The sequence below is a fragment of the Phyllobacterium sp. P5_D12 genome (genome assembly GCF_054049495.1).
In genome coordinates, this window is sequence record NZ_JBFUMG010000073.1 from 1 (window position 1) to 13,671 (window position 13,671).

Genomic DNA, 13,671 nt, shown 5'->3' on the forward strand with positions numbered 1-13,671 from the left:
CGATGGGTGCTCTCAATCTTCGGCCTTTGGTCACCCTTGTCGTGGCTATTGCAGGCTTCGCGTTCAGCGCCGAACGCTTTGGCTTCGTTGTCGCATCGGCATGGTTGCTGATTATCGGGAGCCTGGCCGATCCAGAATCCAGATGGAAGGAAATTTTCATCTCCACCGCGGTTCTGACATCGCTCGGCGCGCTTCTTTTCGTCTACGGACTCGGCGTTCAGATGCCTATTTGGCCTTCTGACCGATTTCATTTCTGATCGGAAATCCAATGTCATTCCTTGATGTACTAATGCTCGGATTTTCGGAGGCTCTGACTCCGACAAACTTGCTCTTTTGCTTTATCGGCGCACTGCTGGGTACGCTTATCGGCGTACTGCCGGGCATAGGACCGACAGCAACCGTCGCCATACTTCTTCCGGTAACCTTTTTCTTGCCGCCGCTTGGCGCCCTCATAATGCTTTCGGGAATTTTCTACGGAGCTCAGTACGGGGGATCGACAACTGCCATTCTGGTCAATCTTCCGGGCGAGGCATCCGCGGTGGTAACGGCCATAGACGGTTACCAAATGGCACGGAAAGGTCGCGCTGGTGCGGCGCTGGCGATAGCGGCGCTGGGGTCATTCTTCGCCGGAACGGTTGCGACAATTGCGCTTGCTGTGGCAGGTCCGACGTTATCTTCATTCGCCTTGTCCTTCGGTCCCGCCGAGTACGTAGCTCTCTGCATTTTCGGTTTGCTTGCCGCGACAATCCTCGCGCATGGTTCCGTTATCAAGGCTATTGGCATGGTGTGCCTTGGGCTCGTCTTGGGTCTCGTGGGAATTGACGTCAACAGCGGATCGGCACGCCTTACCTTCGGATCAACCGATCTCTACGACGGAATTGAATTCGTGGTTATCGCGGTCGGCTTGTTCGGCATAGCGGAGATCGCTACCAACCTTGAATCCACAGAGGTGCGAGGGATCCTTCAAAGCAAAATTGGGCGCTTGTGGCCTACCCGCGACGAATTTCGGCAAAGCTGGGGGGCAGTGCTCAGAGGAACGGCGGTCGGTACCGTACTCGGTGTCCTTCCAGGCGGCGGCGCAACATTAAGCGCGTTCAGTGCCTACTCGGTCGAAAAGAAAGTGTCCAGGACTCCAGAAAAATTCGGACACGGAGCAATCGCCGGCGTCGCCGGACCGGAGGCCGCCAACAATGCGGGGGCGCAGTCGTCTTTCATTCCGCTTTTGACGCTCGGCATTCCGTCCAATTCAATCATGGCGATGATGTTGGGGGCGATGACCATTCATGGCATCACTCCGGGTCCCTCCGTCATCCAGAATCAGCCCGGTCTGTTCTGGGGTCTGGTAGCGTCAATGTGGCTCGGCAATGCAATGCTCCTTATTATCAACCTGCCGCTGATAGGCCTTTGGGTCAAGCTGCTCCAGATTCCCTATCGACTGATGTACCCGGCCATCCTGCTGTTCTGTTGCGTCGGCGTTTTTAGCGTCAGCAATCGTGGCTTCGATGTGGCTCTGGTCATCATATTCGGCGTGTTGGGCTACGTGCTTCGCAAAGCCAAATGTGAACCAGGCCCGTTATTGTTGGGATTCGTACTTGGACCGTTGCTGGAGACCAATCTCCGACGTGCAATGCTTTTGTCACAAGGTGACTGGCTCGTTTTCTTTGAGCGTCCGATCAGTGCGATCCTTTTGGCGGTCACTGCCCTCATGTTGTTGATGCTTGTTCTGCCTGCCATCAGGAAGAACCGCAAAGCGGCATTTGAAGCCAATGAGGACTGATCCGTTCGGAGGAAGATCGTTGCTAGCAAGAAATGGCGTCAGTCGACGCATCCGCGGCGTCCTTTCGCTCGACGATTTCGAAATCCGCGCGAAACGACACCTGCCGAAGCCGCTTTTTGGCTATATCGCCGGAGCCAGCGAGACTAATGCCTCGCTCCGGCATAATGCTGAGGAGTTTCAGAAGTATGGATTTCGGCCGCGCGTCCTGACTGACGTCTCAGCGCGATCGACCGAGACAACCTTGTTTGGAACGCGATATTCAGCGCCCTTTGGCATAGCACCGATGGGCATCAGTGCGCTCATGGCCTATCGGGGCGATCTCGTGCTCGCTGCCGCCGCAGCGGAATCGGAAATTCCGATGATCATGAGCGGATCATCCCTGATCCGGCTTGAGGAGGTGGCCACAGCTGCGCCCCAATCCTGGTTTCAGGCATACCTTCCCGGAGAACCAAACAGAATCGATGCGTTGGTCGACCGGGTCGCTGCCGCAGGGTTTCAAACTTTGCTTCTGACCGTTGATACCTCCACCCTAGCCAACCGCGAAAACAACATCCGTGCCGGATTCTCCACACCGCTCCGCCCGAGCTTGGGCTTGGCCTGGTATGGAGCTACCCATCCGGCTTGGACAATAGGTACATTCGCCCGAACGCTATGTTTTCACGGCATCCCGCATTTTGAGAATTCGTACGCCACCCGGGGAGCACCTATCGTTTCAGCTAACGTGACGCGAGACTTTGGAAAACGCGAACACCTCAATTGGTCGCATTTTCAGCGGATACGCGATCGTTGGCACGGAAGGCTGATCATCAAGGGGATCATGCATGAAGAAGATGCGGCAATTGCAGTTGGGCAAGGCGCGGACGGCATCGTTGTCTCTAACCACGGTGGTCGGCAACTTGATGGGACATTGTCACCGCTAAAAGTTCTGCCCTCGATCGCTGATCGCGTAGGCACAGAAACGGTGGTTATGTTAGATGGCGGCATTCGCCGCGGTACGGACATTGTCAAGGCGCTCGCGCTCGGGGCAAAGTTTATTTTTGTCGGCCGACCGTTTCTGTATGCTGCTGCAGTTGGTGGCCAGCCGGGTGTTCTGATGGCTGCCGATATTCTCAAGACCGAGTTGCACCGGAATATGGCGTTGTTGGGTGTCAATTCCATCGAGGAAATTACGTCCGACCTTATAGCCGAAGTCTAAGGCTCACTGGCATGCATATTATTGGCGGCGTGCCCAGATAACTCCAACTGTCCCTGTCATGTGCCATGCGAAATAACGCTGGTGCCCGACTTTGGAAAACGTACTAGATATCTAGTCAGATAATCGGCTACCTCTTAAGTACTACGACCGATCCACAAATATATTAACCCACTCACAAGTTGCTTGACACCGCTTTTTACCCGGCGTTTATCCTGTTCCAAAACAAACCGAGAATAAACGCTTTTTGTAACTTAGATTTGTACTTGTCTCCGGCTCACCAGAGTCCGAAAAGGTGTATCGTGTCAAACAGCAATGTATCACTGCTAGAAAATACTGTTCCGATTGATAACCGGACATTTACAGATCGCCATCCCGTAGTCGAGCAATGTCAATCAGTATGGCGCCAGTTTAACTTGCGCACCCCTCAGATAGCGTTCTATCCCGATACGATCATCCCTCACTCCCGTTACCTTCGCGAAGTGTTCTCGGTCGTCGATAATGATGACATCGATGCGGTTTTACTGACCAACGAAAGGCAATCATTCGGGTTGGAAAAGTTCCGCAGCGCAAGAGATCTGTTTCTCGTGCCGGTTGTGAACGTTTCCGGGAAGCCGAGCGTGGCCGCCGATGTCGATTTTAGCCTGAAGAATCCCAAATCATGGGTGGAAACCGCGAGTTGCATCAGAAAATTCCGGGAGCGCCGAGGCCGGTTGTCGAGCAGATTTCTATCTCCTACTTCTCCAGCCGTGCGAATGATGGCTTATTTGTTCGTTTCCGGGGAAGATCTCACCCCGATCAGGCAGCCAAATTCCCCGTACTATTTCGGATACAAAGGTTTTCCGAATACAGCATCGGCGACAATGGTTGCCGAAGCCCTTGCCAATAAGGGCTGGCTCGAGCGCAGTTTTTTCGACAGGTACCATAAATGTGCCGGATGCCAGTCTCATCGATTGACAGTCAGAGAAGAATGTCCGGCATGCCAGTCGCCGCAGTTATCAGAAGTAGACCTGATCCATCACTACAGCTGTGCGCAATTGAGTCCCGAGGCGGACTTTCGTCGCGGAACGGCGCTCATTTGCCCCAAGTGTAGCAAGCAACTGCGCCATTACGGTAAGGACTACGACAAGCCGGGACGCATTCAGGTGTGCGCCCAGTGCAAAAATACCACGTCGGAGCCCACCATTGGTTTTCTTTGCCAGGACTGCGGAATGCATGTCGGCGGAGACACAGCGAGCGTATCGGACGTGTTCTCCTATTCCCTGACCCATCAGGCGAATACTCTGCTTGCCAACGATGTTACGAGCGTAGATCGATTTCCGGTTGCCCAACTTCGTTATCTTCCGGAAGAACTCCAAAAGAAGATTACGCAGCTTTCTTCCTCTACCGGCGCGGCATCTGATTTCCTCCTGGTTGAGTTGCAATATGGTGGCCGCGAACAAGTGCTTAAAACTCGAGGTGAAACCAACTTCATTTCAATGCGGAAACTACTTGCAGACAATCTTCAGGGCATTCTTGGAGATGTCGCATCCGTACATTCGTCTCTTGAGCGGGAGTACGTCCTCTTTCTCGGGCGCGACGAAGCCGGTTTCACGGTCTACTTGCAGGAGGCTCTTCATCGTTCCGAATCTGTTCTATCCGATAAACTGAACCCCACTTTGCTGGTTTTGTGGGGCACACCCGAAAAAGCGCTGTCGTGAACGACCTTGATTTCGGCCTGTCATTTCTTCTGGCACAAACGGGCTCGAGTTTAGTTACCGTCTTTTGGTACACGCTGATATTCGATGTTCCAAGATACCTCGTGCCGTTTGTAATAGCCGCCATGAGCTTGCGACACATGGAGAAGGACAACGGCGCTCGTTGTAATTCCCAATCTCCAAGCGTGAGCGTCGTTCTTATTGGCCATAACGAGGCCGATTCCATTGGCGCATGCGTTAATTCCCTGATGGAACAGTCTTTTTTGGATTTCGAGATCGTTATAGTCAGCGACGGCTCAACGGATGGAATGAACAAAGTTGCCAGAGAGATGGCCCGAAAAGGGCTGGGATCCTGTATCCTTTCTACAGGAGTTCGGGGCGGCAAGGCGAGCGGGACCAATCTGGCGTGCGAAATCGCACGCGGTGACATCATCATTAATATTGACTGCGATTGTTCGTTTGACCGATTTGCGATTGAACGTCTCCTGGAACCCTTTGCCGACAAGCGCGTCGGAGCAGCGTGCGGGGATATCGCACCGCGCAACGCGGATGTGAGCCTTGTTTCGCAGTTTCAGGAAATCGAATATCTGGAGTCTATTTCCGTCGGTAAGCGGTTCAGCGCAGCGATTGGCCAAATAACATGTGCATCTGGCGCGTTCAGCGCCTTTCGCCGGACCGCGCTCGACGAGGTAGGCGGGCTTGACGTCGGTGGTGGAGAAGACCTCGATGTTACGCTGCGGCTGCGCCGGGCGGGCTGGCACATCGGATATGTTCCGAATGCCGTGTGCTACACGGACGTACCAACGACCTTTTACGCCTACATCAGGCAGCGGCTGCGTTGGGAGCGTGATGCAGTATGGATCCGCTTCCGCAAGCACCGGCGCCTTTTCAATCCGTTTGACCGCAACTTCAGACCTGCGGAAGCTTTTCACCAGTGGGATTTTCTGGCGTTCAGTGTTGCCGGCGCCGTCATCTTCCCGGTCTACATATCGTGGCTCGCAATCAATTTCGGCGCGCTTGCCATCCCGGTTCTGATAGCGATGCAAATTGCGTTACTGGTTCTGGATGTCCTTATGCTTGCCCTGGCCTGCTGGACAACAGGCCGTGCCAGTTTCTGGCGTAATCTGTTGTTCGTTCCTGGCTACTCCATCTTCATGTCGTATGGGATGCGGTTGGTACGCTTGCTGGCTTATATCGATGAGTGGTTTTTTCGCGGTTCTCATCGCGACAACTATACGCCGGAAAAAGTGCGCCATGAGCGTGCGTGGTGAGGTGAAACAATGAAGTATATCCGCAAACGCCCTCGCATAGATAATCTCGACCGGCAACAGAGAAAGGGGTCAGGCCGCCTGAGCAGATCGATATACCTCTTGATACTCGGAGCGCTGGTCGTTTCGCTTGCGAACTATCTTGTAGGAGGAATGTTCATCCTGTCAGCCGACGGCATTGTACTGGCGCAGCGATACATCGTATCGGCTGGCTATCCGGCAACCGTCGACAAGGTGCTGGTCAGCGAGGGCGATAGCGTCACCCAAGGAACGCCGCTTCTAGAACTCACATCGTTCGATATGGTGAAGGAGATCGCAGAACTCTCGGTACGGACCAGTGAACTTGCGGTGCGAGAGGGAGAATTGCAGGGAAAGGTAGCGACGAATACGGCACTCTTACCTCTGGCAGAGCGTTCAGCAAATGAAAGCAACAGTGCCATTTTGCGTCTTGACCGGGTCTCGACGCGAGGCCTTGTTCTTGCAAACCGAAGAGATGAGGCCTTGACGGCCAACTACCAGGCCGCGGAGCGCTATGCCCAATTGCGGGCCGAGTCACAAGTCACCGCAAACGAGCTTCGAGTTGTAGAAGCGTCGCGACAGGTTGCTGCTGACGCGGTTCACAAAATGAAAGCAATTTATGGAGAGGGTAAGGTAACTGCGGCGGTCACAGGTATCGTGGGTTCAAAAATTCCTGTTCCGGGTCAAGTTGTACGTCTGGGTGATGAAATGCTGCAAATAAACGGGGGGAAGGCCTATCTGTTCGCTTATTTGCCGGATGGGTATCTTTTTCCTGTTACCAAAGGCATGAAGGTTCAGGTGAGCGGCGGGAGCGAGCACGCGACGGGAACAGTTGAAAAAGTGCTGCCTATCGCCGACGCGCTACCAGCGGAGTTTCAGAATTTGCTGCGGCCACGCGATCGATCTCGGCTGATCCGAATTGCGCTGCCGGAAGACCATCCCTTTGCCGTAACCCAGAAGGTCGTCATCAGAGGATGCGTGTTCGGTTGGTGTTGGGTTCGATAGCATTTTTGAAAGGACCTGTTACAAAACGCTTTAGCAATGTGACCTGGTTGAGTGACGACCGATGGTCTGGTACCAGCCGCCACCGGGAGTTAGTCAGCTGCCGAGAATGGCTTTTTTGAACGTCGCGATATTGTGGTGCATCATGTCGATATAGGTTGCCGCACCTTCGTCGGGCTTGGAAAGCGCGTCCGAGAACAGCGTACCGCCGACGTTCAGCTTGGTTTCGCTGGCAATCTGCTCGATCAGCCGCGGATTGGTGATGTTCTCGACGAAGATTGCTGATGCCTTGTCCTCCTTCACCTGTTTGATCAGCGCAACGATATCGGCAGCCGATGCCTCCGAGTCAGTTGAAATTCCCTCGGGGGCAAGGAATTTCAGACCATACTCATGCTGGAAATAGCCGAATGCGTCATGCGACGTGATAATCAGGCGTTTTGACTCCGGGATCGAGGCAATAGCCGCCTTTACTTCCGCCTCCGTGGCGTCAAGCTTCTTTGTATAAGCCGCCGCATTGGCCTTGTAGCTGTCGCAGTTGGTTGCGTCCGCCGTGCAGAAAGCGTCAACGATATTCTGGACATAGATCTTGGCGTTGCGGATCGACTGGAAGGCGTGCGGGTCGTATGCGCCGTGCTCCTCGGTTGCCGAAGCTTCACCGGCCCCGTGATCATGATCCTCCTCGGCGCTCTTGATCGGCTCGACGCCCTTGGTCAACTCGACGATAGGAGCCTTTGTGGCACTCGCTTCCACGAGACGCGGCAAGAAGCCTTCAAAATGCAGGCCGTTGACCAATACCACATCTGCCCCGGCCACCGCTGCCGCATCGGACGGCTTCGGTTCATAGACGTGGGCGTCGCCGTCCGGCCCAACCAGCGTCGTCAGTGAAATCTTGTCGCCGCCAACATTTTTGGCAAAGTCGGATATGACCGTGAAACTGGAGACAACCTTCAAGGCCTCCGCCGAAGCTGGGGAGTAACTGGCGGTTAGTAACAGTATAACATTCAATCCCGCAGCAGGTTTAAGAGCCTTCATCATAGCGTTTTCCTTCTGTGCTAAGCTGTTCTGTGACGATATGGGCGCAGCCGGCTGTTGACGATGCCGCGTGTCCCGACGAGGATCGATCCGAGATAGATTGCCCCGGCGGACAGGATGATTGCCGGTCCGGAAGGCACGGAATAGTGGTAGGAGATCAGCAGCCCGCCTACGCAGGATACGCAGCCGATGACGATGGCCAGCGCGCACATCGGCCCGACCCGCGACGTCCAGAAACGCGCTGCCGCCGCGGGGAGCATCATCAGCCCGACGGCAAGCAAAGTGCCGAGTGCCTGGAACCCGCCAACGAGGTTGATCACCACCAACGCCAGAAAGATGAAGTGCACGGGCGTGCCAATGCGGCTGACAGAGCGCAGGAACAGCGGGTCGAGACATTCCGCGACAAGGCCCCGCCAGAAAATCGCGAGTGTGACAACACTGATCGCCGAGATTATGCCGATCAGGCTCAGCGCTTCATTGTTGAGCGCGAGAACGGTCCCGAACAGCACATGCATCAGATCGACATTCGATCCGCGCAGCGACACGATTAAAACGCCGAGCGCCAGCGATATCAGGTAGAAAGCGGCCATGGAGGCATCTTCCTTCTGGATCGTGAAGCGCGATACCGCACCTGCACCAAGTGCGACGATGACACCGGCAACCAGTCCGCCAATGGTCATCGGCACGATCTGCAGCCCGTAAAGCAAAAAACCCACCGCCGCGCCCGGCAGGATGGCATGCGCCATCGCGTCCCCGGTCAAACTCATTCGCCGCAGCATCAGGAAAACGCCAACCGGACAGGAACCGAGCGACAGTGCCAGCGAGCCAACAAGCGCGCGTTGCATGAAGCTGTAGTCGACAAAGGGCGCGATGAGATACTCATACATGGTCAAGCCGCCCCCCTCTTCAGTGAAGTTTGGGGCCCATTGTGATGATCGCCGGCGTCATGATGATGGACATGCGGATGAGCGTGATCGTGTGCATGACTGTGGGCAGCATCATCCTCGCACCAGGGCGCGCCCTCTTCCCAGGCTTCGTGAAATTGCCTGGCCTGCAACAAATTGTCGGGGCGGAGCGTCTCGCGTGACGCTCCCCAGGCGATCGGCTTGCGCGCCAGCAGGAGCGTTTCCGGGAAATGCTCGCGAACGAGATCAAGATCGTGCACGACGACCATGATCGTACGGTTCTCGCCGTGCCAGCGCTTGATCAGATCGATCAGGTCGCTGACGGTCTTGGCATCGATCGCGTTGAATGGCTCATCGAGGAGAATGAGATCCGCATCCTGCACCAGCACCCGCGCAAACAAAGCGCGCTGCAATTGCCCGCCGGACAGCGTGTCAACCGGACGCTTTTCGAAGCCCGCCAATCCAACACTCATCAGCGCCTTCGAGACATTCTCGCGGTCTTCCGCTGTGAATCTGCCAAGGAGGCCACGCTTCGGCCAAAGCCCGAGCGAGACAAGATCGATCACGCGCGCCGGGAAAGACCGGTCGAGTTCGGATTGTTGCGGCAGGTAGGCGATCCGCACATCTTTTTCGACAACGCACGAACCGGACATCGGCTTGAGAACGCCGACAATCCCCTTCATCAGCGTCGATTTGCCCGATCCGTTCGAGCCGACGACCGCTGTCAACGAGCCACGGCGAACGCCGCCGCTTAAATGATGAACGGCCGGATGCCTGTGATAGCCAAGCGTCAGATCGTGAAAGGTCAGGCAGGGTTCAGTCATCGGGCAGTCGCATCTTGGAGTTGAGCATTTCGATATGTGATGTTATTACATTTGTCAACAATGGCGAATTTGAGAACCGGGAAAATTAATGTACCCACTGGCGGAAAAGACAAATCTTTCCTATGTCTTATGGATCAACAAGGAGCCAATCTGGCAATGACTGCTACGCAAGAGCTGACAAAAAACCAATCGCTGGTTTTCAACGCGTTGGCTCGCGCCGATGGGCCGCTCAGCGCCTATACGATCCTCGACCAATTGCGAAATGATGGCTTCCGCGCCCCGCTGCAGGTCTATCGCGCCCTCGACAAGTTGCTCGACTACGGCATGATTCACCGGCTCGAAAGCATCAACGCTTTTGTCGCCTGTGCGCATCCTCACAGCCATAGCCACGGCCACGGAATGATCGCCTTTGCCATCTGCGAGGAATGCGGTCAGGTCTCGGAATTCTCGGATGATGTCATCACCAGCCGCGTCCGCGAATGGACCAACAGCAATGGTTTCAAGCAATCAAAGACGACGATTGAAATCCGCGGCGTCTGTGCCAATTGCGGCACGGCATAACGAGATTACTGTTTCTTGTAGGCCTTAAGGAACATATCGACGCCAGACGTTACGGTCTTGCGTATCTGCTCTTCCGATGGCGGATTATCCATGCATCCAAACAGCCGGCGCCTCAGCATACCCGTGACCATCAGGTCGGATAGCTGGTAGGTAGCAAGTTCGGTGTCTTCAATATCGAGATCGCCCGCAGCAACATGTTTGTCCAGAAACGCCCTCAACAGAGCCTGCCCCCGCTTTGGACCATTCTCATAAAAGCTCTGGCTCATCGAGGGCATGCGCTCGGCAACGCTGATGACCACCCGTTGCGCCCGAATGACAACATCGGACGTGACCTTGAGTGACAATGCCGTACCAAAAGCAATAAGCGCTTCACGCAAGTTATGGTCGCCTTCCAGCGCAGAATAAATGCCGCTGAACAGCTTGTCGCGATAGGCAAAGCAGAGCTCCATGAAGAGCTCTTCCTTGCTATCGAAATAGACATAAATCGTCCCCTTCGACACGCCGGCTTCACGCGTTATATCATTCATGCTCGCGGCATCGAAGCCCATCTGCGAGAAAACGCGGTCGGCGCCTTCAAGGATTTGCTGGCGCTTGGCCGGATCTTGACCAGCTGCCAATCGCCCCTGCCGCTCGTCCACAGGTATCACCGCTTCCAAGGCAGACGCCTTTATCGATGACACGTGGGACGCCTTCGTAGATGACATTTTAATCTCGTTTCCTCATTTTCGATTCTTTTTCGAACCAATCGGTTCGATGCACTTGATATGCTCTCTCATTTGCGCTATGTCAATCATCGAACCGATTGGTTCTATCACTTTCCAGAGTGCACATCCGTAGAAAGAGCCTCATATGTCTGCGTCGAACGCCAAGAATGAAGCTGAAATCCGTCAGTTTCCAGCCCCGGCTCCTGCTTCAAAAGCGGAGGCACCAGCAAAGCCCGATGCTCCTGTAACAGAAGCACCGCAGCCCGATATTGCCGCGCAAGCGCCTGCCAAGCCCAAGCGTTCGGCCAAGCGCTTCATATTGCCCATATTGATTGCCGCCGCAATTGGCGCGGGCGGCTGGTATGGTTATGAGTACTGGACCACGGGCCGCTTCATGGTTTCGACCGATGATGCATATATCCAAGGTGACATAACGGCGATTGCTCCGAAAGTCACCGGCTATATCGACAGAATCGATGTGGTTGCCAATCAGCGCGTTAAAGCTGGCGATCCGCTGGTAACGCTGGATAATGGCGACTATACGATCGCCGAAGAGCAGGCTGAGGCCCAGATCGCGACGGAAAAGCTCTCCCTCGATCGCATCAATGCGCAGATCGTTGCCGCCAAAGCTTCGCTGCAGCAGGCGCAGGCCGGCAAGCTCAACGCGCAAGCCGTCTTGACCAATGCGCAGGCCGGGTCTGTGCGCGCCAAGCAACTCCATGCAACAAGCTTCGCCTCGCAGTCGCAACTCGATGATGCAACAGCGGCTCTTGATCAGGCAAAAGCCAATATAGCCTCCGCCGATGCACAGATTGCTGCTGCTGATGCCAATGTCGGCGTGCTCGAGGCGCAGTATAAGGAAGCCGAAGGTTCCATTCGGTCGCTTGAACTCGCCAAGGACAAGGCTGCCCGCGATCTTGGCTTCACCGTTATCCGCGCGCCTGTCGATGGGGTTATCGGCAATCTGGCAGCCAAGACAGGCGACCTCGTCAGCCCCGGCCAGCGTCTAGCCGCACTTGTTCCTGTAAACGCGCTCTATATCGACGCGAACTATAAGGAAACGCAGCTGCGTGACATCGTTGTTGGCCAGAAAGTTCAGGTAACGGTCGATGCCCTGTCCGGCGACAAATTCGAAGGCACTGTCGCGTCCATTGCCCCGGCCTCAGGCGCTGTCTTCTCGCTGCTCCCGCCGGAAAACGCCACGGGTAACTTCACCAAAGTGGTTCAGCGCGTGCCGGTTCGTATTGCCCTGCCCGCCGACGCCCTGGCAAGCGGCAAGCTTCAGGCGGGCCTGAGCGTGGTCGTTGACGTCGATACCCGCACGACACCCAAGCTGTAATCCGAACTCCTGACGAGTCGAAGGTCATGTCGAAAGCCACCACAATCGGAGGTCCCGGGGCACCCGCTGTTCCGGACGAACATATCGATCCGAAGAAGGCCTTTGCCTTTCTGGCAATGGTGTTCGGCATGTTCATGGCCATTCTCGACATCCAGATCGTCTCGGCGTCGCTCGCCGAGATCCAGGCAGGGTTGAGCGCAAGTTCCGATGAGATCTCGTGGGTTCAGACATCCTATCTGATCGCCGAAGTCATCATGATCCCCTTGTCTGGCTTCCTCGGCCGACTGGTTTCGACACGCATCCTCTTTTCCGTTTCGGCGGCTGGTTTCACTGCCGCCAGCGTGCTTTGCGCCACAGCAACGAACATCGATCAGATGATCGTCTACCGGGCCATTCAAGGCTTCATCGGCGGCGGCATGATTCCAAGCGTTTTCGCCGCGGCATTCACGATCTTCCCGCCATCAAAACGCTCGATCGTCTCGCCGATGATCGGCCTCGTGGCAACGCTCGCCCCGACAATCGGACCGACGGTTGGTGGCTATCTGAGCAACGCCTTCTCCTGGCACTGGCTCTTTCTCGTCAATGTTATCCCCGGCATCATTGTGGCGATTGCCGCATGGAAGTTGATCGATTTCGACAAGGGCGACCGCTCGCTTCTCAACAAGTTCGACTGGTGGGGTCTCGCCGCCATGGCAGCCTTTCTAGGCTCGCTCGAATATGTTCTTGAAGAAGGCCCGCGCAATGACTGGCTGCAGGACACCGCTGTTTACTATTGCGCCATCGTCATGGTCATCGGCGGTATCACTTTCTTCTACCGCGCGTTCACGGCCGAACAGCCCATTGTCGATCTGTTTGCGTTCAAGAACCTTAACTTTGCCTTCGGTTCGGCGTTTTCGTTCGTGCTCGGCATTGGCCTTTATGGCTTGACCTATGTTTATCCGGTCTATCTCGGCCAGGTCAGGGGCTACGACGCCCTGATGATCGGCGAAGCGCTCTTCGTCAGCGGTCTCTGCATGTTCCTGACAGCACCGGTAGCCGGCTTCCTCTCCGGCCGCATGGATCCGCGCATCATGATTATGATCGGCTTTCTTGGGTTTGGAGCGGGAACATGGACCATGACGCATTTGACGGCGGACTGGGATTTTAACGAACTGCTTATCCCGCAAATCTTGCGCGGCGTGTCATTGATGCTCTGCATGGTGCCGATCAACAACCTTGCACTCGGGACGCTTCCTCCTGCCCGCATGAAGAATGCCTCCGGCCTGTTCAACCTGATGCGCAACCTCGGCGGTGCCGTGGGCCTCGCGGTCATCAACCAGATTTTGACCGACCGCGGTGCCATGCATTATGCC

Annotated in this window: 13 protein-coding genes; 9 read left to right on the plus strand and 4 right to left on the minus strand. The window is 55.5% G+C overall.

Translation table 11 applies throughout. The features are described from left to right. The 6 genes from ACXJ5O_RS07650 to ACXJ5O_RS07675 form a co-directional block, all read left to right on the plus strand. On the plus strand, positions 1-257 hold a 257-nt coding region (locus ACXJ5O_RS07650; protein ID WP_457299367.1), incomplete at its 5' end, for a tripartite tricarboxylate transporter TctB family protein. Positions 258-268: 11 nt separating this feature from the next. Further along, positions 269-1,777: a tripartite tricarboxylate transporter permease gene (locus ACXJ5O_RS07655; RefSeq protein ID WP_457299368.1), complete on the plus strand. Its 1,509-nt coding sequence runs from the start codon at positions 269-271 to the stop codon at positions 1,775-1,777. After that, positions 1,767-2,972, plus strand: a complete 1,206-nt coding sequence (locus ACXJ5O_RS07660) for an alpha-hydroxy acid oxidase (RefSeq protein WP_457299369.1) — start codon at positions 1,767-1,769, stop codon at positions 2,970-2,972. The genes ACXJ5O_RS07655 and ACXJ5O_RS07660 overlap by 11 nt, the downstream gene beginning before the upstream one ends. 299 nt (positions 2,973-3,271) lie before the next feature. Then, positions 3,272-4,669, plus strand: coding sequence for a TackOD1 domain-containing metal-binding protein (locus ACXJ5O_RS07665; protein ID WP_457299370.1), 1,398 nt, complete (start codon positions 3,272-3,274; stop codon positions 4,667-4,669). Positions 4,670-4,806: 137 nt separating this feature from the next. After that, the gene (locus tag ACXJ5O_RS07670; RefSeq protein WP_457299371.1) at positions 4,807-5,937 is read left to right on the plus strand and encodes a glycosyltransferase; all 1,131 of its coding nucleotides are present in this window, start codon (positions 4,807-4,809) and stop codon (positions 5,935-5,937) included. A 150-nt stretch (positions 5,938-6,087) separates the two neighbouring features. After that, the gene (locus ACXJ5O_RS07675) at positions 6,088-6,957 is read left to right on the plus strand and encodes an HlyD family secretion protein (protein ID WP_457299372.1); all 870 of its coding nucleotides are present in this window, start codon (positions 6,088-6,090) and stop codon (positions 6,955-6,957) included. A gap of 93 nt (positions 6,958-7,050) precedes the next feature. On the opposite strand, the gene aztC is transcribed toward ACXJ5O_RS07675, so the two are convergent. From aztC to aztA, 3 genes are read right to left on the minus strand one after another with little or no spacing between them, the layout of a single operon-like run. Continuing rightward, positions 7,051-7,989 (minus strand): zinc ABC transporter substrate-binding protein AztC, encoded by a 939-nt coding sequence (gene aztC / locus ACXJ5O_RS07680; protein WP_457299373.1) that lies wholly within the window; start codon positions 7,987-7,989, stop codon positions 7,051-7,053. A gap of 17 nt (positions 7,990-8,006) precedes the next feature. After that, entirely contained in the window at positions 8,007-8,873 is an 867-nt protein-coding gene (gene aztB / locus ACXJ5O_RS07685; RefSeq protein WP_457299379.1) for a zinc ABC transporter permease AztB, read from the minus strand. 2 nt (positions 8,874-8,875) lie between these two features. Then, positions 8,876-9,715 carry a zinc ABC transporter ATP-binding protein AztA gene (gene aztA / locus ACXJ5O_RS07690; RefSeq protein ID WP_457299374.1) on the minus strand — a complete coding sequence of 280 codons (840 nt, stop codon included), beginning with the start codon at positions 9,713-9,715 and terminating at the stop codon, positions 8,876-8,878. 156 nt (positions 9,716-9,871) lie between these two features. Between aztA and ACXJ5O_RS07695 the strand changes: the two genes are divergently transcribed. Next, on the plus strand, positions 9,872-10,276 hold the full coding sequence (locus tag ACXJ5O_RS07695; protein WP_457299375.1) for a Fur family transcriptional regulator: 405 nt from the start codon (positions 9,872-9,874) through the stop codon (positions 10,274-10,276). A gap of 5 nt (positions 10,277-10,281) precedes the next feature. On the opposite strand, the gene ACXJ5O_RS07700 is transcribed toward ACXJ5O_RS07695, so the two are convergent. Continuing rightward, positions 10,282-10,980: a TetR/AcrR family transcriptional regulator C-terminal domain-containing protein gene (locus tag ACXJ5O_RS07700; RefSeq protein WP_457299376.1), complete on the minus strand. Its 699-nt coding sequence runs from the start codon at positions 10,978-10,980 to the stop codon at positions 10,282-10,284. Between the two features lie 145 nt (positions 10,981-11,125). Between ACXJ5O_RS07700 and ACXJ5O_RS07705 the strand changes: the two genes are divergently transcribed. Further along, positions 11,126-12,319, plus strand: a complete 1,194-nt coding sequence (locus ACXJ5O_RS07705) for an HlyD family secretion protein (RefSeq protein WP_457299377.1) — start codon at positions 11,126-11,128, stop codon at positions 12,317-12,319. Positions 12,320-12,345: 26 nt separating this feature from the next. Next, positions 12,346-13,671, plus strand: a 1,326-nt coding sequence (locus tag ACXJ5O_RS07710) for a DHA2 family efflux MFS transporter permease subunit (protein WP_457299378.1), incomplete at its 3' end; no start/stop codon positions are given.

Coding starts and splice junctions, on each gene's coding strand:
- aztA (WP_457299374.1), bottom strand. CDS start 9,715: ATGACTGAACCCTGCCTGACCTTTCACGATCTGACGCTTGGCTATCAC.
- aztC (WP_457299373.1), bottom strand. CDS start 7,989: ATGATGAAGGCTCTTAAACCTGCTGCGGGATTGAATGTTATACTGTTA.
- ACXJ5O_RS07670 (WP_457299371.1), top strand. CDS start 4,807: ATGGAGAAGGACAACGGCGCTCGTTGTAATTCCCAATCTCCAAGCGTG.
- ACXJ5O_RS07675 (WP_457299372.1), top strand. CDS start 6,088: ATGTTCATCCTGTCAGCCGACGGCATTGTACTGGCGCAGCGATACATC.
- ACXJ5O_RS07660 (WP_457299369.1), top strand. CDS start 1,767: ATGAGGACTGATCCGTTCGGAGGAAGATCGTTGCTAGCAAGAAATGGC.
- ACXJ5O_RS07700 (WP_457299376.1), bottom strand. CDS start 10,980: ATGTCATCTACGAAGGCGTCCCACGTGTCATCGATAAAGGCGTCTGCC.
- ACXJ5O_RS07695 (WP_457299375.1), top strand. CDS start 9,872: ATGACTGCTACGCAAGAGCTGACAAAAAACCAATCGCTGGTTTTCAAC.
- ACXJ5O_RS07705 (WP_457299377.1), top strand. CDS start 11,126: ATGTCTGCGTCGAACGCCAAGAATGAAGCTGAAATCCGTCAGTTTCCA.
- ACXJ5O_RS07655 (WP_457299368.1), top strand. CDS start 269: ATGTCATTCCTTGATGTACTAATGCTCGGATTTTCGGAGGCTCTGACT.
- aztB (WP_457299379.1), bottom strand. CDS start 8,873: ATGTATGAGTATCTCATCGCGCCCTTTGTCGACTACAGCTTCATGCAA.